This window comes from Candidatus Paceibacterota bacterium, from assembly GCA_028716825.1.
Lineage (GTDB): Bacteria > Patescibacteriota > Minisyncoccia > Minisyncoccales.
This window is the reverse complement of sequence record JAQUPA010000002.1, coordinates 26008-50481: the sequence shown is the minus strand read 5'-3', so window position 1 is coordinate 50481 and position 24474 is coordinate 26008. Positions and strand designations below refer to the sequence as shown.

At 32.4% G+C, this 24474-nt stretch carries 22 protein-coding genes and 5 tRNA genes; all 27 read left to right on the top strand.

Going from position 1 to position 24474, the window contains the following annotated elements; all coding sequences use genetic code 11:
• Positions 1–19: 19 nt before the first annotated feature.
• The 27 genes from rsmH to pilM all read left to right on the top strand — a co-directional run bounded on the left by rsmH (position 20) and on the right by pilM (position 24472).
• Positions 20–910 (top strand): 16S rRNA (cytosine(1402)-N(4))-methyltransferase RsmH, encoded by an 891-nt coding sequence (rsmH, locus tag PHI88_00765; protein MDD5551681.1) that lies wholly within the window; start codon positions 20–22, stop codon positions 908–910.
• A gap of 7 nt (positions 911–917) precedes the next feature.
• Positions 918–1307, top strand: coding sequence for a hypothetical protein (locus tag PHI88_00760; GenBank protein MDD5551680.1), 390 nt, complete (start codon positions 918–920; stop codon positions 1305–1307).
• A 42-nt stretch (positions 1308–1349) separates the two neighbouring features.
• On the top strand, positions 1350–3071 hold the full coding sequence (locus PHI88_00755; GenBank protein MDD5551679.1) for a penicillin-binding protein 2: 1722 nt from the start codon (positions 1350–1352) through the stop codon (positions 3069–3071).
• A 79-nt stretch (positions 3072–3150) separates the two neighbouring features.
• Positions 3151–3223: transfer RNA gene (locus tag PHI88_00750), tRNA-Lys, on the top strand.
• A 17-nt stretch (positions 3224–3240) separates the two neighbouring features.
• Positions 3241–4230, top strand: coding sequence for an LCP family protein (locus tag PHI88_00745; protein ID MDD5551678.1), 990 nt, complete (start codon positions 3241–3243; stop codon positions 4228–4230).
• A 6-nt stretch (positions 4231–4236) separates the two neighbouring features.
• Entirely contained in the window at positions 4237–5421 is a 1185-nt protein-coding gene (locus PHI88_00740) for a S41 family peptidase (protein ID MDD5551677.1), read from the top strand.
• Positions 5422–5432: 11 nt separating this feature from the next.
• A complete protein-coding gene (locus PHI88_00735; GenBank protein ID MDD5551676.1) occupies positions 5433–6038 on the top strand; it encodes a rhomboid family intramembrane serine protease in 606 nt (201 codons plus the stop codon).
• A 16-nt stretch (positions 6039–6054) separates the two neighbouring features.
• A tRNA-Glu gene (locus tag PHI88_00730) sits at positions 6055–6127 on the top strand.
• Between the two features lie 130 nt (positions 6128–6257).
• A complete protein-coding gene (locus PHI88_00725; protein MDD5551675.1) occupies positions 6258–7370 on the top strand; it encodes a hypothetical protein in 1113 nt (370 codons plus the stop codon).
• A 614-nt stretch (positions 7371–7984) separates the two neighbouring features.
• Positions 7985–8068 (top strand) — tRNA-Ser (locus tag PHI88_00720).
• A gap of 87 nt (positions 8069–8155) precedes the next feature.
• A complete protein-coding gene (locus PHI88_00715) occupies positions 8156–8632 on the top strand; it encodes a DUF4446 family protein (GenBank protein MDD5551674.1) in 477 nt (158 codons plus the stop codon).
• Between the two features lie 15 nt (positions 8633–8647).
• Entirely contained in the window at positions 8648–10132 is a 1485-nt protein-coding gene (gene infB / locus PHI88_00710) for a translation initiation factor IF-2 (protein MDD5551673.1), read from the top strand.
• A gap of 8 nt (positions 10133–10140) precedes the next feature.
• Positions 10141–10464, top strand: coding sequence for a ribosome-binding factor A (locus tag PHI88_00705; protein MDD5551672.1), 324 nt, complete (start codon positions 10141–10143; stop codon positions 10462–10464).
• A gap of 2 nt (positions 10465–10466) precedes the next feature.
• Positions 10467–11471 carry a DHH family phosphoesterase gene (locus PHI88_00700; GenBank protein MDD5551671.1) on the top strand — a complete coding sequence of 335 codons (1005 nt, stop codon included), beginning with the start codon at positions 10467–10469 and terminating at the stop codon, positions 11469–11471.
• 16 nt (positions 11472–11487) lie between these two features.
• Positions 11488–11558, top strand: a tRNA-Cys gene (locus tag PHI88_00695).
• Positions 11559–11562: 4 nt separating this feature from the next.
• A tRNA-Leu gene (locus tag PHI88_00690) sits at positions 11563–11648 on the top strand.
• Between the two features lie 86 nt (positions 11649–11734).
• Positions 11735–14812: an isoleucine--tRNA ligase gene (gene ileS, locus PHI88_00685; protein ID MDD5551670.1), complete on the top strand. Its 3078-nt coding sequence runs from the start codon at positions 11735–11737 to the stop codon at positions 14810–14812.
• A 2-nt stretch (positions 14813–14814) separates the two neighbouring features.
• A complete protein-coding gene (gene recO, locus PHI88_00680; protein MDD5551669.1) occupies positions 14815–15552 on the top strand; it encodes a DNA repair protein RecO in 738 nt (245 codons plus the stop codon).
• 85 nt (positions 15553–15637) lie between these two features.
• Positions 15638–16561 carry a HAMP domain-containing sensor histidine kinase gene (locus PHI88_00675; protein ID MDD5551668.1) on the top strand — a complete coding sequence of 308 codons (924 nt, stop codon included), beginning with the start codon at positions 15638–15640 and terminating at the stop codon, positions 16559–16561.
• Between the two features lie 92 nt (positions 16562–16653).
• Entirely contained in the window at positions 16654–17022 is a 369-nt protein-coding gene (locus PHI88_00670; GenBank protein MDD5551667.1) for a response regulator, read from the top strand.
• A 15-nt stretch (positions 17023–17037) separates the two neighbouring features.
• Entirely contained in the window at positions 17038–18795 is a 1758-nt protein-coding gene (locus PHI88_00665; protein MDD5551666.1) for a GspE/PulE family protein, read from the top strand.
• Between the two features lie 12 nt (positions 18796–18807).
• Positions 18808–20016 (top strand): type II secretion system F family protein, encoded by a 1209-nt coding sequence (locus PHI88_00660; protein MDD5551665.1) that lies wholly within the window; start codon positions 18808–18810, stop codon positions 20014–20016.
• Positions 20017–20030: 14 nt separating this feature from the next.
• Positions 20031–20477: a prepilin-type N-terminal cleavage/methylation domain-containing protein gene (locus PHI88_00655; GenBank protein MDD5551664.1), complete on the top strand. Its 447-nt coding sequence runs from the start codon at positions 20031–20033 to the stop codon at positions 20475–20477.
• Positions 20478–20486: 9 nt separating this feature from the next.
• Positions 20487–20924 (top strand): hypothetical protein, encoded by a 438-nt coding sequence (locus tag PHI88_00650; protein MDD5551663.1) that lies wholly within the window; start codon positions 20487–20489, stop codon positions 20922–20924.
• 5 nt (positions 20925–20929) lie between these two features.
• Entirely contained in the window at positions 20930–21739 is an 810-nt protein-coding gene (locus tag PHI88_00645; GenBank protein ID MDD5551662.1) for a hypothetical protein, read from the top strand.
• Between the two features lie 5 nt (positions 21740–21744).
• Positions 21745–23082, top strand: a complete 1338-nt coding sequence (locus PHI88_00640) for a hypothetical protein (GenBank protein ID MDD5551661.1) — start codon at positions 21745–21747, stop codon at positions 23080–23082.
• A 142-nt stretch (positions 23083–23224) separates the two neighbouring features.
• Positions 23225–24472 (top strand): type IV pilus assembly protein PilM, encoded by a 1248-nt coding sequence (gene pilM, locus PHI88_00635; GenBank protein MDD5551660.1) that lies wholly within the window; start codon positions 23225–23227, stop codon positions 24470–24472.
• The last annotated feature ends 2 nt before the right edge of the window (positions 24473–24474 follow it).

Here is a 24474-nt window from a genome sequence, read left to right as displayed (position 1 = left end):
AATAAACAGTAAATGACTAATGGTAAATAATAGCTTACATGAGTCCGTCCTTAAAAAAGAAGTTATTAAATATTTAAGTCCAAAGCCCAATGAAAATTTTATAGATGCGACTTTTGACGGAGGAGGGCACAGCTTTGAAATTTTAAAAAAGACACTACCAAAAGGAAAAATATTGGGCATAGAGCTGGACAAAGAATTATTAGAAAAGACAAGAAAAAGATTAGAGCAGTTTGAAAAAAGATTAGTTTTAGTAAATGATAACTTTAAAAATTTAAAAAAGATTGTAGATAAAACTTGTCCTGAGTTGAATCGAAGGATATCTGGCGTACTTTTTGATCTAGGTTTTTCTTCCTGGCATATAGAAAAATCAGAGAGAGGATTTTCTTTTTTAAGAGATGAACTTTTAGACATGAGATATGAGAAGAGGGGAATAACTGCAATGGATATAGTAAATAAATGGCAGAAAGAAGATATAGAAAAGATTTTAAGGATTTACGGAGAAGAGAGATATTCAAGAAAAATTGCGGAAAAAATAATTGAAGAAAGGAAGAAAAAGCCAATTTTAAAAACAACAGAGCTTGTAAGGATTATCGAAGAAGTAAAACCAGGAAAGGCCAAAGAAAAAATTCATCCCGCTACAAGAACCTTCCAAGCATTAAGAATAAAGGTAAATAGTGAGCTTGAAAACATAAAAAAAACCTTACCGCAAGCAGTGGAAATTTTAAAACCAGGCGGTAAAATAGTTATCATTTCTTTTCATTCTCTTGAAGACAGAATCGTAAAAAATTTTTTAAAGGGAGAAAAGAAAGTTGAAATTTTAACGAAAAAATCAATAAAAGCGACAAGTGAAGAAATAAACAAAAATCCAAAATCACGAAGCGCTAAATTAAGAGCTTGCATTAAAAAATAATAAAATTATGCCCCAAGCATTATCAACCGTATCTGTTATCAGCCGTCCGATAAACAAACACCAGAAGAACGGGAGTTCTTCTACAAGAACTGCAGTTGTTGTTCCAAATAAGAAAGTTTTTCGAATATCTTTATTTCTATGTATCTTATTTTTAGGAACAATGATTTTTTATCTCTATTTAAATTTACAATTAGTTGAGGCGAATTTTAACCTAAGAAAAATTGTGGAAAAATCAACAGAGGTAGAGACAAAAACTCAGGCTCTTGAATCCGAAATCATTGAAAATGCCTCAATAAAAAGAATAAAGGCAGCAGCGGATAAATTAAAATTAGTAGAAGCAAAAAACGTAAGGTTTGTTAAACTTTCTGAAGTCGGCAGCCTTTCTCTTGAAAAATAGCTTTAAATAATTTATTACTAAATAACTAATTTTAAAATAATAATGAAGAAAGATCATTCGGATTTTCGTTTATACCTTTTATTTTCTTTTTTTATTTTATTAGGAGCGGTCATCTTGGGCCGCTTATTCTATCTACAGGTGAAAGATTATAAAAAATATAAAACCCTAGCAGAAAGTCAACATATTAAAGAGAAAAAAATATACGCAAAGAGAGGTAAGGTTTTTTTCTCGGACGAGGCAACATTACTCGCAGAAAATCAGGGAGTTGCAAATGTTGCCGTTGCTCCAAGAGAAATAAAAAATAGACAGGAATTAATTTCTAAATTGTCTTTAGCGCTTAGTATTTCAGAATCATCTTTATCGTCAAAAATAAAAAGCAATGATCCCTGGATAATTATTAAAAATAAAGTTTCCCTTTCAAAAACAGAAAAAATTGAAGACATTCCAGGAGTTCATTTAGAGCCATATTTTAATAGATTTTATCCCCAGGGAGAGATTGCCTCAAGTCTTATTGGTTTTTATGGGTTTGATCAGACCGGCAAAAAGAAAGTTGGTCAATATGGTATAGAGGGTTATCATGAGAAACAACTTGCCGGAAAAGATGGTTTTAGGAGAGGTGTTGTGGATGCAAATCAAGATCCAATATTTTCTGTGCAAAATCAAGTTAAAGATCCTGTGGATGGGAGTGATTTGATACTTACAATTGATTCTAATATACAATTTTTTTTAGAAAATAAAGCAAAGGAGCTTTTTGAAAAATATAAACCAGATAATGCGACAATTATAGTTATGTCTCCAAAAACAGGAGAGATATTAGGGATGGCTTCTTCTCCTAATTTTGATCCCAATAATTATCAAAAAGAAAAAGATGTTAGTGTTTTTAAAAACCCAGCTGTTTTGCCTTTTGAACCTGGATCAATTTTTAAACCACTTACTGCATCAATAGCTCTTGAAGAGAAAGTTGTAACTCCAGATACAAAATATGTCGACAAAGGAGTGCTTAAAATATCGGGCTTTGCTATTAAAAATTCAGACCTTAAAGCACATGGCACAAAAACAATGACTCAAGTCATTGAATTTTCTTTAAACACAGGAGCAGTTTTTATGCAGCAAAAAATTGGGAGGACAAAGTTTGTTCAATACGTTAAGAAGTTTGGTTTTGGTAAAAAAACCAACATAGATTTTTATGGTGAAGAAGCTGGAGATATAGAGAATATTTTACACCCCCGTTCAAATGCAAAATTAATAGAATGCGCAAATGCATCTTTTGGGCAAGGGATAACTGCAAATCCTGTCCAGATACTTATGGCTTTTAGCGCGATTGCCAACGAAGGAGAGATGGTAAAGCCACATATAGTTAAAAAAATTATACATCAGAATGGAAAAGTAGAAGAAATAAAAACAAAAAAAGTTAGAAAAGTTATTTCTCCAGAATCTGCAAGCAGAACATCTGCAATGATGGTAAGTGCTGTAAAAAATGGCTACGGTAAAAAAGCGGCCGTAAAAGGATATTTAATCGCGGGAAAGACGGGAACCGCTCAGGCTTCTTATTCTTATTTTGGTATTCAAAAGAGCGGTTATTCTTCGCGTACCATTCAGTCTTTTATAAACTTTGCCCCTGCTTTTAAATCAGAGTTTATTTTATTGATAAAAATGGATGGACCAAGAGGAGGTCCAAGATTTTCTTCTGATTCATTAGCCCCGGTTGCTAAAGAGATAAATCAGTATCTTTTTAATTATCTTGGTATTCCTCCAAAAGATTAACAAGGGGTGTTGATTTTTTTATATTTTAAAGTAAAATTATTACGTTTAGTTTTGGCTTTAAAGCTTTTTTATAAAATTTGCCCCGCTAACTCAATTGGTAGAGTAACTGCCTTTTAAGCAGTAAGTTACAGGTTCGAGTCCTGTGCGGGGCATATTTTTAAGTAAAATTATGGAAAAAATTTTAAAAAGAATAATTATAATTTTTATTATTTTGGTGGCTGGCGTAGCTGCTGTTATTTTAATTAAAGGAGTTAATACTTTTTCAACCGTAAGTACGGGTGAATCTCTCTTTGATCCAAACAAAGATAAAAGATGGGACGTTTTAATTCTTGGAAATAGGGGTGAAAAAGCAAGCGGCGGAGGAATTTTAACTGACAGTATAATGGTTCTTTCTTACGAAAAAGAAACGGGCAAAGCTGCGATAGTTTCTATTCCAAGAGACCTTTGGATTGATATTCCGGGCAATGGAAGTCAAAAAATAAACTCTGCTTATGCAGCAGGATTTAATGGTAAGGGAGATCCTAAAGAAGGAATAAGAATGGCAAAAGAAGCAATATCAGAAGTTATTGGTCTTGATATTGATTTTGTTATTGTTGTGGATGTTGACGCTTTAAAAGAAATAGTTGATTCTGTTGGAGGAATTACTGTTCATGAAGATAAATGGTTTTATGAGAATTTTTATGGACATGAAGTTCAAATTAGACCGGGAGAAAATTATTTAGATGGTAGTGAGGTTTTGGGTTATGTGGGTATGAGAAAATATGATTCTGATTTTGCAAGAATGGAAAGGCAACAAAAAGTGGTTTTAGCACTAGAGGAGAAAGCTTTTTCTTTAAAGACGCTTACAAGGCCAGATAAAATTTGGAATGTCTTTAATAGTATTGAAGAAAATATTAGAACAGACTTAAATGGTTCTCAAATTCAGTATTTAGTAAAGAATGCTTCTAAGTTTGACGTTGCCGAGGTGGAACAAGTTGTTTTTGATAATACTAATTATCTTTATTCTACTCAATCAGCGGGAGGTGCTTATATATTATTACCAAAAGCCGGAGATTTTTCCGAAATACAGAAAGTTGCAAAGAATATTTTTAAAGAAGGAGCTTTAACTGAAGAAAAAGAAAACAAAGAAGAGGAAGAGATAACTAAAGTAGGAAAATAAATTTTTATGAAACCGATGCTTAAAATAAAACAAAACTCCAAATTAAAAAATATAATTCTTTTTGTGCTGGTATTTTTTATTGGTTTTTTAATCGGCGGATATTATTTTCAAGCACAGAAAGTAGAATTAATTGAAGGTGCTCGTTATGGCACGATTTTTGAAGCATGGTCTCAGATTAGGAATAAGTTCTATGGATATTCAGAAGAAAAAGAACAGGAAATGATATATGGAGCAATAGATGGAATTGTTGGTAGTCTTGGTGACTCATATTCAGATTTTCTTAATCCAAAAGAGAATTCTCAACTAGGAGAAGAATTAACAGGCTCTTATGAAGGTATTGGTGCTGAAATTACAATAAAAGATAATCAATTAACTGTTGTTGCGCCACTTAAAGGAACTCCGGCAGAAGCGGCGGGTATTATGGCAAATGATAAAATTTTACAAATAGACGGAAAAAATACGAGTGATATGACTTTAGTTCAGGCTGTGATGAAAATTCGCGGCAAAGCAGGAACAATTGTTAATTTAAAGATTAAAAGAAGTAAAAAAACTTTTAATGTCAAAATAAAAAGATCTAAAGTTAAAATACCAGTTTTAAATTTCAAAATGCTTGACGGAAATATTGCCTATTTGCAAATTTTTAATTTTTACGAGAATACTTATACAGAATTTGAAAAGGCGGTAGAAGAAGTTTTAAAAAGTGGCACAGATAGTATGATACTTGATTTGAGAGGAAATCCTGGAGGATTTCTTGACTCTGCAATAAATATTGGAGAATTTTTTGTTCCAAGAAATAAAATAATTTTAAAGCAAGATTTTGGGCAAGGGAAGATAGAGAATATAAAATCTGAAGGTCCCGCTAGTTTTGCTAGGTTTAAAATGATAATTCTAATCGATGAAGGGTCCGCTTCGGCTTCTGAAATTTTGGCTGGCGCAATAAAAGAAAATAATCAAAAAACCATATTAATAGGAGAGAAGACATTTGGCAAAGGCACTGTTCAGGAGCTTATTAACTTAAGTGATAGTTCAGCCCTAAAAATAACAACAGCTCATTGGCTTTTGCCATCTGGAAAGTTTATTGAAGGTAAAGGCATTGAGCCAGATATTAAAATTAAAATAACAGAAAAAGACGTAAGCGAAAAGAAAGATCCTCAACTTAATAGAGCCATAAAAGAAATTAAAAAGAAATAGAATAGGTTTTTATGATTCCTTTGTATGACGAGTATCGTCCGAGCAGAGCCTCGATTGTTACAATCGGGCTTATTTTTTTAAATACAATAATTTTCTTTTTATCTTTTAATAACCTTGAAGCTATCGTTAATAAATTTGGATTAATTCCACAAAACATTCTTCTCGGAAAAGAACTTTATACTGTTTTTACTTCAATGTTTCTACATGCAGGGTTTTTGCACTTAATTGGGAATATGTGGTTTTTGTGGGTTTTTGGAAATAATCTTGAAGCCGCTATGGGGCGTTTTCGTTATCTTTTGTTTTATTTGCTTTGTGGTTTTTTTGCTTCATTTATTTTTGTTTTTTTATCTCAAGAAAAGTTATTGTCCATAGTTGGGGCATCTGGCGCAATTTCAGGAATACTTGGTGGGTATTTTATTTTATTTCCAAAGCACAAAATAAAATCTTTTTTACTGGTATTTGTTTTCCCTTTATTTTTTTCAGTTCCCGCAGTAGTATTTTTAGTGATTTGGATTTTGTTCCAAGTGTTTTATCCTGTACCTGGCGTTGCAACAGGAGCTCATTTAATTGGTTTTTTGGCGGGTCTTTTACTTGTAAAGACGCTTAAAAAGGGTTAATATATTTATCAGTGATGGCCCTATCGTCTAGTGGCCTAGGACGCCAGGTTCTCAACCTGGTAACCGGGGTTCAAATCCCCGTGGGGCCGCAGTTAAACAAATAAGGTAAGACTAACGACAAAAGAGAAGCTCAAAAAATTGGGCTTTTTCTATTGACTTTTTTTACAATAGTGCCAAAATAAAAGAATAAACTTTTTTACATATAAAAATACTAAAAAAATGAAAAAAAATTTTTCAAAATCATTTTTGGTGATTACAATTTTAGCAGTTTTATTTTTTGGACCAAAAATAGTAAAAGCTGCTACTTGGAGTGTAGTAAATGGCGGTTTTGAATCTGGTCCTGGTGTTGGTTGGCTTGAGGGTTGCGATTGGGGAGATTATGAAGATTGTGAAGGGTGGGTAATAGAAAAAAACACCGCATGGGCTGCTTCTGGCAATTGGTTAGCAAGTCTTAGTCCTGGCGATAGTATATTTCAAACAGGAATAACCCTTCCTCAGAATATTTATAAAATACTATTTTCTTTTGATTACGTTTATTGGAATGCTTATAAAAAAGGTGCAGCCATGGGTATTTTTGATTCAGATAGTGATGTACTTTTAGCAATAAAGACTACTGAAAATGGAGGGATTAAATATAATAATTTAGAGTACACAAGAAGTTACATAGACATTACAAAAAACAAGGGAAGAAATATATCTTTAATTTTTTACTCAGAAGACCTTTTTGATGTTGATAATGTAGCGATTTCTGTTTACTTTGGTTCTGTGAGAATTAATAGTGGAGCAAAATATACTCGTTCTCCAAATGTAACTCTTGGAATTAATGCTGTATCGGGAACAAAATATATGCGATTTTCCAACAATGCATCAAAGTGGACGGGTTGGAAAAAGTATGGCACAAGTTATAGGTGGAACTTAGCAAGTTCAACTTATGGAGGGAATACCAAACAAGGAACTAAACGAGTTTATATTCAATTTAAAGATAACCATGGGAATATTTGCTCTGTAAGTTCCGATTCTATTGTTTACGATAAAACGTTTCCTACCGGTTTAATCAGAATTAATAATAGAGCGAAATATACCAAATCAGCAAAGACTACTCTTTATCTTAAAGCTTCTGACAAGGGGAGTGGTGTTCGTTATATGCGATTTTCTAATAATGCAAGGAGGTGGACAGGTTGGAAGAGGTATAAAAGAAGATACTCTTGGCGTTTAAACAATTCTAGATATGGTGGTAATTCAAAAAAAGGCAAAAAATATGTTTATGTTCAATATATAGATAGAGCGGGTAATAAATCTTTAAGGAAATACGATACTATTATTTGGAAATAGAAAAGTTGTTCAATGCCATCATTGAAACACTCTCATTAAATTTATTTTATTTAATATTTTTTAAAATATCTCGCAAATTATAATAGCCAAGGAATGGCTATTTTCTATTGCATAAGATTTTAAATCTTGATATAATTTTAACAGGAAGGTAGGAAAAGAAACCCCTTCCTAGATGATTTTTTACCGTTCTTTTCCGGTGACTAGAGAAGACCGGATCCAGATTTTTCTGGATAGAAAAAATCATCAAAATAGCACATTGCATAATTGAAGTAGTGATAAAATCGCTGATAGCAAAAACAAGGCATCCCACAGAAAGAAACAAGAGAATAGGTAAAAACATATCATGCGGCAAAGGAGGCAAAGGATAAGATAGTCAGATAGACTTAACAGTACTTGATTTTGTAGGGAGATAAAATATTGAAGGGTAAGGTGAGCCCAACCAATAGGAAATATTTCTCCTTGCGATTTCGAGATGATTTCAAGCTGCTTCAAAATATTGGCCGTCTCCAGGTCCCTAGACTGGAATAAGGGCCAAAGAAGCACATTAACTCATACACGAGGAGACCTACGGGCCTCCTCTTTCTCGTTTTAAAGGGTTTGGTATAATTATTTAAGGAGGGTTGGCTGAGCGGTTTAAAGCGCCGGTTTCGAAAACCGGTGGGGTTTTCCCCACGCAGGTTCAAATCCTGCACCCTCCGCACCTTGCAATATATCTCAAAATACAATAGAATTTAATTTAATTTAAAGGTTGGAGGTGCTTTATATTTACTACCAAAACGTAAAATATGATTGAATTTATTGAAAAGAATACAGGTACTATTTTAATTGCAGTAATCTTTATTTTTCTTTTGTGGAACATTTTTCTTGAGTTGAGGTTAAAAAAAGAAAAAGAAAGAACAACTAACTTTTTTAGGGGCAAAAAAGCGGAAAGTCTTGAGTCAATTATTTCTGAACTTTTTAAAAACCAGAAAAGAACAGAAGAGAAGATACACAAGGCATTAAATAGAATAAAAGAACTTGATAAGTCAGCGCTTCACTCAATTCAAAAAATAGGCGTTGTTCGTTTTAATCCTTTCTCGGAGATTGGGAGTAATCAAAGTTTTGCTATAACCTTACTTGATCAGAAAGATGATGGAATTGTAATTTCTTCTTTGCATTCAAAAGAAGGAACAAGAGTTTATACAAAGCCGATTAAAAATGGCGAATCAGAATATTCTCTCTCAAAAGAAGAAGAAGAGTCAATAAAGCAAGCCCTTAAATAGTAAAAGATATTTTTTATGGAAAAAGGAACAAAAAAAATTCCTGTTATTGTTGTTTTGGGTCATATAGATCATGGCAAGAGTTCTTTATTAGAAGCGATTAGAGATGATTTTAAAATAACAAATAAAGAGTCGGGAGGAATAACTCAACATATTGGTGCCTATGAGATAGAATACGAGGGGCAAAAAATTACTTTTATTGATACACCAGGACACGAAGCTTTCTCCGAAATGAGATCGCGCGGAGCAAAGGTTGCGGATATTGCAATTTTAGTCGTGGCGGCCGATGAAGGCGTTAAGCCCCAAACAAAGGAAGCAATTAATACAATAAAAGAAGCAAAGATTCCTTCTGTGATTGTTCTAAATAAGATTGATAAAGAAAATGTTGATATTCAAAAAGCAAAAGGAGAGTTGCAAAATACAGGTGTTTTAATTGAGGAATGGGGAGGAGATATTCCTATTGTCGAAGTTTCAGCAAAGACCAAAAAAGGCATAAAAGATCTTCTTTCTGTTTTAAGGCTTTTGACTGAAGTCTCTGAAATTAAATCAGACGAAGATAAAAAACCCAAAGGGTTTGTTTTAGAAAGCCACCTTAATTCTTTCTGTGGCCCGAAAGCCACCCTAATAATAGAAGAAGGAAGATTAAAAGAAGGGGATGTTATAAAAACAGAAACTACTTTTGGAAAAATAAAAGCAATGAAAAATTTTAAATTACAAGACAGAAAGGAGGCGATCCCGGGCGAAGCAGTTGTTGTTACTGGATTTAAAGATGTTCCGGGCGTTGGTGAAAGTTTTTATTTCTCAAGTTCTGTTGATGATGCCCAAAAAGAATTGTTAGAGAAAAAAACAGAGGAAGATATACCTCCTTTTAAAGAGAAGGAAGATATTGATAATTATCTTAAAACAATTATCAAGGGAGACTGCAAGGGTTCTGTTGAGGTTTTATCAAAGATTTTAAATGATTTAATTCAGGATAAAATAGGTATTAAAATTCTAAACACAGGAGTAGGGGATATTACAGATTCCGATATAAGGCTAGCAGATAATGAAAATGCTTTAATTATCGGATTTAGAGTTTTTCCTAATGCTGTTGCAAAAACGCAAGCATCCCAGAGAGAAGTTAAAATTTTAACTTTTGAAGTAATATATGATCTTATTGATAACATAAGAAAAGAAATGGCAAATATGCGTGAGAAAAAGAAAGAAAGAGTTGATCTTGGCAAAATAAAACCGCTTATTATTTTCAAGACCCAAAAAAGAGGAGAAAAAAAATATAGGCAGATTATTGGCGGAAAAGTTATCGAAGGGGAAGTAAAGAAATCAGAAGTTGAGATTAAAAGGGGCGAGGAAATTTTAGAAGGAGGCAGAATATTAGAACTTCAGGAACAAAAAAAGAAAATAGAAAAAGCGAAATCACCAAGAGAGATAGGCATTTCCTATGAAGGAAAAACAAAAATAAAAGAAGATGATATCTTATTAGTTTTTGAAATTATAGAAACTTAAATTTTTATATGAATTTTCGCCTTCAAAGGATTAATGACCTTTTACGAGAAGAAATCTCAAAAATAATTTTGAAAGAGATAGATTTTGAAAATAATTGTATTGTTACAGTAACCAGAGCAGATACAGCTCCTAATTTTTCAAAAAGTAAAATTTTTTTTACCGTTATACCAGAGACAAAAGAAAAGTATGTTCTCTCGCAAATTAAAAATAATATTTACGATATTCAAAAAATAATCAATAAGAAATTAAAAATGAAGTACGTGCCTAGACTCTTTTTTGAAATTGATACAGGCGCAAAAAATTTATATAAAATCGATAAATTTTGTCATTAAAAATGGAGAAAAAAATAATAGAACAATTTAAAAAATTAGAGAAAGAGATAAAAAACGCAAAGAAAGTTTTACTTTTAGGTCATCGTGCTCCTGATGGTGATGCAATAGGCGGTCTTCTTTCTTTAAATAGCTACTTAAAAAGTTTAAGAAAAGAAACATATATTTTTTCTTCACAGCCTCCCAAATATCTTGATTTTTTACCAGAATATAAAGATATTAAAAAAAAGAAACCAAAAAAGAATGATTTTGATTTAATATTAGCTTTGGATTATGCGGACGAGAGAAGAATCGATATCCCCGCAAATTTTTCTATTGATAAAAATAAAGTTATTTCAATTGATCACCATATTTCTGGAAAAAGAACTGGGAAAATAAAAATTGTAAGTGCGTCTGCCTCTTCGGTCTGTGAAATGATATATTATTTTTTAAAGATGGCCGGAATAAAAATTAATAAAGAAATTGCTAATTACCTTCTTGTTGGTATCTTTACTGATACAGTAGGATTTACGCGTCTGCCAGAAAGAGAAGATATAAAAGAAGTAATAGTAGATCTTATTAAAAAAGGAGCTAATCTTAAAAAAATTACCTCAAGTTACCATCATATAAGTTATCTTCAGTCAAAAGTACTTGAAAGATTTTTATCTCGGGCAAAATGGGATAAAAAATTAAATATAATTTACTCTTGGATTTCATATGAAGATTTTTCAGAGTTAAGAGAAAGAATATATAAAAAGAAAAAACCCTCAGAACTTTTCTTACAAGAACCACCCGTTTTTCCGGATTTTCTTGCAAGGGTTGGAGAAGCCGACGTATATGTTTTTTTAGTGAAATTGAAGAAAGAAAAAATAAAAGTAAGTCTTCGTTCCTCAAGTGAGATTGACGTTGCTAAAATTTCAGAAATTTGGGGCGGCGGAGGGCACAAAGAAGCTGCTGGATTTTTTACCAAAGGAACAGTAAAGGAAGTTATGCATTTGCTTAAAAACGAATTGAAAAAACAAAAGAAATAAGGTATTATTTTAGGGCGGCGCGGTGGCCGAGTGGTTAGGCAACGGTCTGCAAAACCGTGTACATCGGTTCAATTCCGATCCGCGCCTCACTGCCCGGGTGCTGGAATTGGTAGACAGTCCGGACTTAAAATCCGGTGGAGTTCACCCTCCGTGTGGGTTCGACTCCCACCCCGGGCATAAATTAAACGGCTTTTAGCCGCTTTTTATTTTGAAATTCTTTCTATTTCTGATAAAATTGTTTAAATAAGTTCTACAAAAAGAATATGAATTTTGACTTTGCAAAAAAAGAAGAAGAAATATTAAAATTTTGGAAAAAGAATAATATCTTTGAGAAATTAAGAAACAAAAACCAAGGCAAAGAACGTTGGTCTTTTTTAGATGGTCCGATAACCGCAAATAATCCGATGGGAGTTCATCATGCTTGGGGAAGAACATATAAAGATGTTTTTCAGCGTTACAAAGCAATGCAGGGATTTGATGAAAGATTCCAGAATGGCTTTGATTGCCAGGGTTTGTGGGTTGAAGTTGAGGTTGAAAAAGAACTCGGTTTTAAGAATAAAAAAGATATTGAAAATTACGGAGTAGAAAAATTCGTTGAAAAATGCAAAGAAAGAGTTTTTAAGTATTCAAAAATTCAAACAGAACAATCAATAAGATTAGGTCAATGGATGGATTGGGGAAATTCCTATTATACAATGTCAGATGAAAATAATTATGCCATTTGGAATTTTCTTAAAAAATGTGATGAGAAGGGTTGGATTTATAAAGGACACGATACAGTTGCTTGGTGTCCAAGGTGTGAAACTGCAATTTCACAGCACGAAATACTTACAGAAGACTATAAAGAAATTACTCACGATTCAGTATTTTTTAGACTTCCTATAATAAATGAGGGAAATAAAGAATGGGAAAATACTTATCTTTTGGTATGGACAACAACTCCATGGACAATACCAGCAAATGTTGCAATTGGTATTAATAGTAAATATACATATGGTATTTGGGAAGATAAAAAATCAAAAGAAAAATATGTATTTTTATTGTCCGGAGAAGAGAAAAAACCACCAGTAAGGGAAGTGCAAAAAAATGGTGGGGCACTATCTCTTGAGGCCTGGATTATGCAGGATTTAGGAAAGACGTTAGGGAATATAAAAACAATAGAGGCTGAAGAATTATTAAATTTAAAATATAAAGGGCCATTTGATGATTTGGAAATAGTAAAAAACGCACAGAAAGAAAACCCAGAGACTTTTCATTCAATTGTAGACGTGAGGGATATCGTGAATGATGAGGAGGGAACTGGTCTATTGCATATTGCCCCTGGTGCAGGACAGGAAGACTTTAAAATTGGAAAGAAAGAAAAACTTTCTATAATTTCTCCAATAGCAGATAATGCAGATTATCTTGAGGGGATGGGAGAATTTACGGGGAAAAACGCAAAAAAACAACCAGAGATAATAATAAACAAACTCGGAGATTATTTTTTCAACAAAAAATCATACTTACACAGATATCCTGCTTGTTGGCGTTGTAAAGAAGAATTAGTTTGGAAAGTAGCTGACGAATGGTATATTTCAATGGAGAAATTAAGAGATGAGTTGATAGACATAACAAAGAAAATAAAATGGATTCCTTCTTTTGGGCTTGAAAGAGAATTAGATTGGCTAAAAAACATGGACGATTGGTTGATCAGTAAGAAAAATCGATATTGGGGGTTGGCTTTGCCGATTTATGAGTGTAAAAAATGTGGCAATTTTGAAATAATTGGATCAAGAGAAGAGTTGAAAGAAAGAGCAATTGAAGGATGGGAAGAATTTAAAGGGAAATCTCCCCACAAACCTTGGATTGATAAAGTAAAAATAAAATGTTCAAAGTGCGAAGAAGTAGTCTCGCGCATTGCTGACGTTGGTAATCCATGGCTGGACGCAGGAATCGTGCCCTTTTCTACTTTAAATTATTTCTCTGACAGAAAATATTGGGAAGATTGGTTCCCGATTGAATTTATTTGTGAATCTTTTCCGGGACAATTTAAAAATTGGTTTTATTCTCTTATTGTAATGAGTACTGTTTTGGAAGAAAAACCTCCGACCAAAACAATATTTGGGTATGCTAGCGTGGTGGACGAAAAGGGTGAAGAAATGCACAAGTCCAAAGGGAATGCAATTTGGTTTGATGACGCTATAGGCAAAATAGGAGCAGACGTGATGCGTTGGATTTATGTAAAACAAAATCCTTTTTACAATCTTAGATTTGGGTATCACGTCGCGGAAGAGACAAAAAGAAAACTTTTAAATCTTTTAAATAGCTACACTTTTTTCAAGACATATATTTCAGAAGAGGAGATAAACAACTTAGATATAAATAATATTAAGGGTAAAAACGCCTTAGACAAATGGATTCTATCAAAAATTAACGGACTAATAGATGAAGTGAACAAAAATCTTGAGAAATACGACTCTACAAAGGCAAGCATGTTGATAGAAAATTTCTTTATTGAGGATTTATCTCTCTGGTATATTAGGAGATCAAGAAAAAGATTTCAAAAGCCCAAAGATAAGAAAGAGAAAGAAGATGCAGCAGAGACTCTTTATTTTGTTCTTTTCAACCTAATAAAGCTTATGGCGCCGATGGTACCATTTTTAAGCGAACAAATTTACTTGGATTTGAAAAATAAAAATATACCAGAGGAGTCCGTACATTTATTTGATTATCCAAAAGTAGACAAAAATTTAATCGACAAAAAACTAGAAGAAAAAATGAACAAAGTTCGAGAAATTGTTACTTTGGCCCTTTCAAAAAGGAAAGAAGCTGGGATGAAAGTCCGTCAGCCACTAAATAATTTACAAATAAATGATAAAGAAATAGCAGAAAAAAAAGAATTATCAGATTTAATTAAAGAAGAATTAAACGTAAAAGAAGTTACTTTTGGTAAATCCTTAAAACTTGATACAAAGATCACAAAAGAGCTTAAAGAAGAAGGTTTTTTGAGGGAGATTACAAGAGCAATCCAGGAAATGAGGAAAAAGGGCGGTCTTAGCAAGGAAAATGTTATTGAGATTCATTATAAGGGTGATGAAAAAAATTCGAATATATTAAAGAAAAAGAAAAACTTTGTAAAAGAAGAAACATTAGCAAAAGACCTTTTAGAGAAAGAAAAACCACCCTATCTTAAAGAAATAATAAAAGTAAAGGGGAAGATTTTTTATGTAGAAAGAGACGAAAAAGGTAGATTTACAGACATTACAAATATTCGAAAGTCAATTCGGGAAGACATGCAGAAGAAAGCAAGAAAGAAATTTAAAAGAGGAGAAGAACTTTGGCTCGGAATAAAGAAAAAATAGGTATGCTTCACGAAACAATAAAGACAAAAGCAGTTGTTATTGGCGAAAAAGAACTGGGCGAAGATGATAAGTTATTTTATTTATACACAAAAAAATTTGGCAAAATTGAGGTTTTAGGAAAAGCAATTAGAAAACCACAAGCAAAATTAAAAGGAGGTCTCCAGATTTTAAACTTAATTAATCTTGAGTTTGTTAAAGGTAAGAACTTTAATATAGTAACTGATGCTATATTAAAAGAAGATTTTTCGGAAATAAAAGAAAATCCGAAATTATTTAGGATGGCACTTTATATTTCTGATATTTTAAACAAACTTGTAAATGGAGAGGAGAAAGATGAAGAAATTTGGAATTTACTTCTTGAGACATTAAAAAAAATTAAAAAAAATAAACCAGGAAGTGAATGGCTTTTTGTAAGATATTTTGAGTGGGTTCTTTTTTCCTTTTTGGGTTTTGAACCCGAGCTTTATTATTGTATTGAATGCGAAAAGAAAATAAACGAAGGAAAGATTTTCTTCTCTGCAAAAGATGGGGGGTTAATTGACGCAGAACACATTCAAAATAAAGAGAAAAGAGGTAAAGAAATATCAAGAGATATTATTAAGATATTAAGATTAATTATTCATAAAGACGAAAATATTCTGGAAAAACTTAAAATTAACAATTATCAAAAAGAAGAATTAAAGAAAATTACAAAGTATTATCTCTATTATATTATTCAAGAAAAAGTGTTTGTAATTTAACTTTATTATTATATAATTATATAATTTAAATAAGACTGACTTAGTAAAAAATAAATTATTTATTTAAAATTTATAAAACTCAAATATGGTATTTTTTAAAAAAATAAATATATTTTCTGATTATAAAAAATATAATTTACCTCTTTTTGAATATCCCCCCTTTATCTTTTTTGTGCTGGGATGTTTTATAGTGGCAGCAATTCTTATAGCCTATTATGTTGGTAATCGTTATTTAGAGCCAGAACAATTGTCTTTAGTGATTATGGGAATCGCTGTCATACTTTTAGCTCTTAATTACATTATAGTAAACAGTTTTCAGAATTTAGCAGAGGCCAATTTATTAAAATCTGAATTTATGAATATAGTTTCTCATGAATTAAAAACGCCTCTTACCAACTTAAAATGGACAATTGATTTAGCTATGAGCGAGGGTTGTGTAGGGAAAGATAAGGAGCATTTTGAAATGATCCGGGCTCAAAACGAAAGAATGTTAAAATTAATAAATAATATGTTAACGGCTTCCAGGATTGAACAAAAAAGATGGTCTCCAAAAGGAGAGAAAGTAGATTTAAAGGAAATTGTGGAGAAAGTTATTAAAAAACTTAATCCTTTAATTAAAGATAGTAATGTCAAGATTGATTTTTCTTCAAAAAAAGTTCCCAAAATAATAACAGATCCTCAAGCAGTCGAGCAAGTAATAGAAAACCTTTTAGATAACGCTGTTGGGTACAGTAAAGGAAGTGATGTTGTAAAAATTTCTCTCGAAAAAGATAAACAAATGGTAAAATTTTCTGTTTTAGACAAAGGAGTTGGAATTCCAGAAGAAGAACAGAAAAAAATTTTTGATAAATTTTTTCGAAGTAGTAATATTTTTCGTTATCAGACAAAGGGGCTTGGTCTGAGTCTTTATATAGTAAAAGCTATTATAAACGAGCTTAAAGGAAAGGTCGGTTTTATATCAAAAGAAAACGAGGGTAGTACTTTTTGGTTTTTATTACCCTTAAAATGAAAAAATGGAGTTTACGCATTAAATTTTTATCGCGTTGCTCAAAAAATTTAGGAAGCTAACGCATTAAATTTTCTCGCTAAGCTCAAAAATTTATGAAAAAGATATTATTTATTGAAGATGAGTTTAGTCTTCAAAAATCAGTAGGCGAGTTTCTTAAAAAAGAAGGTTATGAAGTGATTCATGCTCTGGATGGAGAAATCGGTTTAAATATGGCAAAAACAGAAGAACCCAATCTTATATTGCTTGATATTATTTTGCCCAAGAAAGATGGTTTTGAGGTTTTAGAAGAGTTAAAGAAAGATAAAAAAACAGAGAAAATTCCAATTATTGTTCTAACTAATCTTGAGAATCCAAAGGACATAGAGAAAAGTTTATCTCTTGGAGCGACTACCTATCTTGTAAAGTCAGATTATGAATTAAAAGATATAGCAGAAAAAGTTAAACAGTATATAGAATCTTAAAAAAAATAAATTTTTATGAGAGTTGAGCCACAACAATTAAAGGCTTTTATATTGGACTCTGGGTTGGTAAAAAAAGAAGATCTTGAAAAAGCAGATAATAAAGCTACAAAGACAGGAAAAAAAATTGAAGATATTTTAATACATGATGGATTAATTAAGGAAGAAGATTTAATTCACTTAAAAGCATATATTTTGGGTATTCCTTTTATAAACCTTGAAAAAGAGAAAATTCCTTTAAGCGTTCTTAAAATCATTCCTCAGCCAATTGCGAGGAAACATAACATTGTATCTTACAAAAAAGAGGACAGAAACCTTGAAGTTGCGATGTTGAATCCAGAAGACTTGCAAACAATTGAATTTATTAAAAAGAAAGCAAACTTAAAAGTTCTTCCTCGTCTAACAACTCCTTCTAGTATAAAAAATGCTCTAATACAATATGAGGAAAGTTTAGAGTCTGAATTCGGGTCAATTATTAAAGAAAAAGTTTCGGAAATAAAGCATGTTTCAGATGATAAAGACAAGAAGACCGAAGAGAAAAATGAACTTGTAAAAGCAGCAGAAGAATTACCTATTATAAAAATTGTAGACGTGCTTTTAAAGCACGCAATATTACAAAGGGCATCTGATATTCATGTAGAACCCGGCGAGAAAGAGGTAGTTGTAAGGTATAGAATTGATGGTATTTTACATGATGCCATGGTGCTTCCAAAGAGAGTGCAACCTGGTATTATAGCAAGAATTAAAGTGCTTTCTTCTCTCAAATTAGACGAACATCGTCTTCCTCAGGATGGTCGTTTCAAAATAGAGACAGAAGAATACAAAATTTCTTTTAGAGTTTCTATTTTACCTACTTTTTATGGTGAAAAGATTGTGATGAGATTGTTGCCGGAAACTTCAAAAGCTTTTACCCTTGAAGAATTAGGGTTTTGGGGAGATTTACTAGAAGACGTTCACGTCAATATTAAGCGTCCTAATGGTTTAATTCTAGTAACGGGGCCTACGGGTTCTGGGAAAACAACAACTCTTTATTCCGTAATGGATATTTTAAATACCCCGGGGGTAAATATTTCTACCGTTGAGGATCCTATTGAATATACAATGCCTCGGATAAATCAAAGCCAAGTAAAACCGGAAATTGGGTTTACTTTTGCTTCAGGATTAAGGTCTCTTGTAAGACAGGATCCAGATATTATTATGGTAGGGGAAATTAGAGACAAAGAAACAGCAGAACTTGCAATAAACGCTGCCCTTACAGGACACTTAGTCCTTTCGACCCTACACACAAATACTGCCGCGGGCGCAGTACCAAGACTCATTGATATGGGAGTTGAACCATTTCTTGCGGCATCAACCCTGAGACTTGTGGTGGCTCAAAGGCTTGTAAGGAAACTTGCTTCTGACATGGAAGAATATTATTTTAAAAAAGAAGAGATACAGAGCCTTGCAAAGCAATATAATATGGAAAAAATTTTAAACATATTTAAAGAAGAAAAAATTATTAAGAAAGATCAGGGTTGGGAAAATATTAAATTTGGAAGACCAAAAAAAACTAAAGGAGTAGAAGGTGGCTATAAAGGAAGAGTTGGTATTTATGAAGTTTTATCTGTTAGCGACGCCATTAAAGAACTGATTATCAAAGAAAGATCGGCTGACGAAATTCAAGTACAGGCAGAAAAGGAAAAAATGTTAACAATGTTCGAGGATGGTTTTGTAAAAGCAGCAAGGAGATTAACTAGCATTGAAGAGGTTTTAAGAGTTGCTACAGAGAAATAAATATTTTTATATATGCCAATATATGAATATCAGGCAAAAGAAATGAATGGAGAAACAGTATTTGGGACAGAGAAAGCAAAAAGCAAAGAGGAACTTGCTAAATTATTAATGAAAAAAAATCTTATTTTAATTTCTACAGATGGTAACAAAGAAAATAAGCGGAAAATATTCAAATTAAAAAGTGGGAAGATAAAACTTACAGATAAAATGATATTTACTCGGCACCTCTCAGTTATGATAGGGGCCGGTTTTCCTTTTGATAAATCTTTAGATGTTTTAGCCAATCAGGCGGAAAGTGATAAATTTAAGGAAGTAATATCAAAAATGAGAGAAGATGTTCTTAGAGGAGAGCAATTTTCAGAAGCTCTTAAAAAGCATCCCCAAGTTTTTAGTGAGCTTTATGTCAATATGGTAAGAGTAGCAGAGGAGACGGGTAATTTAAAAGACGTCCTTGAAACTCTTGCCGAACAAATGAAAAAAGATCAGGAGGTTATAAGCAAAGTTAAGGGAGCCATGATGTATCCCATAGTTCTTCTATGCTTGATGGCAGTTATAGGGACCGGGATGATGATTTTTATTTTACCGCAATTTTCTAAAACTTTTGAAGAGATGGAAGTTGAGACGCCCGTTATAACCCAAATTATATTGTCTTTTGGGGACTATCTTGCTAAGTTTTGGTATTTAATTCCAGTAATAATAGTTTTACTCGTTTTTTTATTTATAAGGGTTAAAAAAAGTAAAAAAGGAAAGTTGGCTTTCGATAAATTGTCTTTAAAGATTCCCGTGGTTGGCCAGATTTTTAAAAAATTAAACACAGCAAGAACTGCTCGAACTTTAAGTTCCTTAATAAAAAGTGGTGTTCCTATTGTAAAAAGCTTAAATATTCTCTCTACTACCCTTACAAATAAATTATATAAAGACGCGTTAAGAGATGTAGCAGATCAAATTCAAAAAGGGAGAACACTTAAAGAATCTCTTATAAGTCATGAAAATCTTTTTTCTTTCTTGTTAATTCAGATGGTAGAAGTGGGAGAGGAGACAGGAAATATGGGAGAAGTTTTAAATGATCTTGCCGATTTTTATGAAACTGAGTTAGATAGAATTACCAAAAACTTATCAACAATAATTGAACCGGTTCTTATGGTTATAATCGGAATTGCAGTAGCCGTTTTTGCAATTTCAATTATTGGCCCAATGTATTCAATGATGAATAGGCTATAAGATTTAAATACCACATGGCAAAAAAATACAAAAAAGCATTCACCTTAGTAGAGGTATTAGTCGTTGTTTCTGTTATTGGAATTATAAGCGGCATAAGTGTTGTTGCTATAAAAAACTATCAGCCAATAATGAATTTAAGTGGTATTGCAAGAGATATAGTAACAGATCTTCGTTATGCCCAGCAGCTTGCAGTTTCGGAGCAAGTAAAACACGGAATTAAATTTTGCCAGATTGAAAAAAAATACCAAGTAATAAGGTACGGTGCAGAGGAAGTCATCATAAAAGAAGCAAGCCTTCCGCAAGGAGTTTCTTATCAATCCATAGAGGGCCTTACTTTAGAAAGAGTAAGGTTTAATCCTTATGGGGCGGTAGAGGAACGGGGAACCGTGATTTTAATTAACCTGGAATCAAAAACAAAAACAATCGAAATAAAGCCATCTGGTTTTGTAAAAATGCAATAAAAGAAAAAAATGGAAAAATCATCTCCAGGAATTAAAAAAAACTCTTTTACATTGATAGAATCACTTTTAGCTGTTTTTATTATAACCGTAGCTTTTGTTTCGGTAACAAGGATTTTTCCTCTAAGTTTAAAAGTTGAAAGATCATCTGAAATGAGAAGTAGGGCAGTTGAACTTGCGCAAGCAAAAATCGAAGAGCTTTCACTTTTGTCGTATGAGGAAATAAATTGTTCAGGTAATATTCCTCCTTGTGAGGAAACAGAAAATCCCGTTGCAGAAGATGCATCTTTTAGAAGAAATATTTCTATAACATACGTTAATCCTCCCGGTTTTGAGGAATCTGTCAGCGATACAAACATGAAGAAAATCAATGTAACTTTATTTTGGGACGCGTCTTTTGATGTGGGAGAAGATAGTATTGTCTTGAGTACAATTATTACAAACAGATAATTTTTATGAAAAAAAGAAAGAAAAATATAGCTTTTACCGCCACAGAGACAGTAGTTGCAATAGCTGTTGCAACTGGCATTATGCTAAGCATTTATTCTTTATATTTATTACATCAACGAGCTTACAGAAAAGGAGAAGAAGCGGGAGAGGTTATACAGAACGGCAGAATAGTTTTAGAAAGGCTTTCAAGGGAATTACGCCAGGCAAAAGAAATAGTAACAGTATTACCTGACACAAGGGATAGTGAAGAATTAAGTCCGCCAAACAATATTAAATTTCAAGACGGACATGCTCCGCAAATAACAGAAGAACAAAATCCACAAGCAGTGAGTGAAAATACTATTACTTTATACGGTTTGGCTTCCGAAACAAATGATTACTACAAAGGAACATTTATTAAAATTATTTCTGGTACTGGAGAAGGCCAAGTAAAGGAAATTATTGAATATGATAGTGCTTCGAAAGTTGCAACAGTAAAAGGAGCATGGGAAATACAACCTACTACTACTTCAATTTATAGAATAGATAGCTCCTTTTATTATATTTATTATTTTAAAGATGGTAGTAATAATTTAAGAAGGCAGGTATTAATTTACCATTTTTCCGATACAAGCCCTACTTATTATGTTCCTTGGAACGCAGTTCCGCCCACGGGAGAAACTTTAGTAGAAGAAATATTAATTGATGAGATAATCGGGGAATATATTACAAGTTTAGAATTTTGGGGAAATCCACTTATAAATATTGCTTTGACTATTACAAAAGGTGATAAAAGCATGGATCTTTTTACAAAAGTTCACGGAAGAAATTTATAATATTTATGCAAAAAAAGAGAAAAAATTTTATTTCCTTGCTTGCTATAATTACAGTTTCTTTGCTTTTGATGGTCGCTATTTATTTCTCAAATTTAGTTTTAACAGAGATGAGAATTTCCCAGAGTCATTCAAAAGCATCACAAGCTTATTATTTGGCAGAAGCTGGAATTAATGAGGCGATTTGGAAATTACAGTATGATACAACTACTGGCGATGGAGATAAAGCTTGGGCAGATGATTTTGTAGAATCGGCGACTTGTGAAACTTTTTCTGATAGCTTTACAAGAACAAACACTTTGTCCCAAGATTCTTCTTATACAGTTACTATTCAAAGTTCTGAATGTGCAAGGGGTGATATAATCTCAACAGCAGAAATTTTATTGCCTAATGGTAATACAGTTCAGCGCGTTGTAAAAACAAGAGTATTTAAATCATTAAATCCAAGTTCAACACAAAATAGTGCTGTATTTACAGGGGGTGCGAGTGAAGTTATTCGTTTTATGGCAGGATATATGAATATTTATGACGGAAATATGTTTTCTAACAACAATATTATTCTTCAATTAGTTAGCACTCTTCGAGCTTATGATAATCCAGAAACAACAGATGTAGAAGAAGGGAAAGTTGCGGCAGCAAACAACATTAATAAATCTTTGTTAAGCACAATTATATCAACTGGTCAGTGTGCTCAAAATATTTTCAATCCTGAGGCGTCGTGTCTTGCCGCTGGATTTACTCGCCCTCCATCAAAAATAGATATGCCGATGATTGATTTTGATTCGGCAGACGCAGCTTCTTATAAAAGCAGAGCACAGGTCCTAGGGACAGTTTATACCTCGGAAGAATTTGAAGACCTTATGTGGAATAATCAAAACCTTACTTTAAATAATGCTGTGACTTATGTTACGGGATCCATAGAGTTAAGAGGCGGTCAGACAATTACTGTAAACGGATCATTGGTGGCTGACGGCAATGTTACAATCGGCGAGAGGAGTTGCTGGTATAAAAATATTTTAAATTGGCGTTGCGGAAATAGCCAATTAACAATAAATCATCCAGCAGATACGCCATCGGGACTTATGACAAAAAGAAAGATAGGGGCAGGACTTTTTTTGGAAACAATAAATATAAACGGACTTTTATATGCTAATGATGAACTTTCGCTAGTTAGTCTACCGGCAAGTTTTAATATTGTTGGGGGCATGATGGCAAGAAAAATGTCATTAGTTAGTGTTTGGCAGGCACTTAATATTACATTAGATAATGATTTAATCAATGAAGCAATAGGCGATCCAACATATTCTCCAATTGTTCAAATTGAGCACTGGGAAGAAACTTATTAAATAAGAAAAATCAATAAATTTAAATAAGTAATTTTATATTTTGTTTTAGAAATAATTTTATATTTTGTTTTGAAAACGTTGTTTTTGTTTGATATACTTAAATAACTTTCATTTTTCGAATTTTAATTTTTGATTTACCATCATGCCATTATTTCTTCCAAAAACTGAAGCGTTTGGGATAGATCTATCTGATCGTTCAGTTAAAATGGGTCAAGTAAAAAAGAAAGGATCTAAATTAGTATTAAAAAGTCTTGGCGAGAAAGAAATTCCAGCCGGCTTTATAAACGACGGTATTATTAATAAAGACAAAGAACAAGAGCTGATAAAAATAATTCAAGAATGTAAAAATAGTGTCTTGGGGGCAAAGATTAAAACAAAAAAAGCTATTTGTTCATTGCCAGAAGAAAATAGTTTTATAAAAGTTATTAATATTCCAGGAATGAAAGAAGAAGAAATGGAAAATGTAATAAAATGGCAAATTGAATCAAACTTTCCTGTAAAAATGCAGAACGTTTATTTTGATTGGCAAATCATTGAGGGAAAGGAAAAAAGCCAGAAAAAACAAAAAAAAATACAGGAGAAAAATAAAGAAAATCAAGAAGAGACACATCCAATTTGTGTATCGGTTGTGCCAAAAGAAGTAATTAACTCGTATTTTTCTATTTTTAAAAATTCTGGCATTGAGCCAATAGTTTTTGAGATTGAATCAATGGCAACAGTAAGAAGTCTTATTAAAAGTTATATAGAGCGTCCGGTAATCATTCTTGACATAGGGAAGTGTGGCGCTGGTCTTACATTTTTTTCTGGAGAGACGATCTTATTCACTTCGCACATTGATATATCAGGACAGAAGTTTGTCGAAGTAATATCTAAGTCTTTAGGGGTAAGTCTTGATAGGGCGGAGAAGATAAAAAGAAAGGTGGGTCTTGCTGGTCTTCAAAAACAAGGTATAAAACTTTCTAAAATTAATTTTCCACTAACAAATCTAGTTGCCGATGTTAAAACTCCTAAAATTGAAGGTGAGAAAAAAATAGGAGAAAAAGAAGATGAAGTCGATGCAGAAAAAGTTTTTAATGCTCTTGTTCCGATCCTTACCGATCTTTCAGAGCAAATTAAACAGTATATTGATTATTTTAAAGATTTTAAGGAAACGAAAGAAATTCCTGTTGGTTCAATTGAAAAAATCATAGTTTGTGGAGGAGAATCAAGATTAATAGGTTTTACTGATTTTATTCACGCCTCATTAAATGTTTCAACGGAAATAGCAAATATTCCAGAAAAAATTTCTATTTCAAAAAACATAACTAAAAACCCTTCGGTGCGTGATTTTTTATCATACACAACAGTTGTGGGTCTTGCTATAAGAGGAGCAACGGCAGAAATAATTTGAAT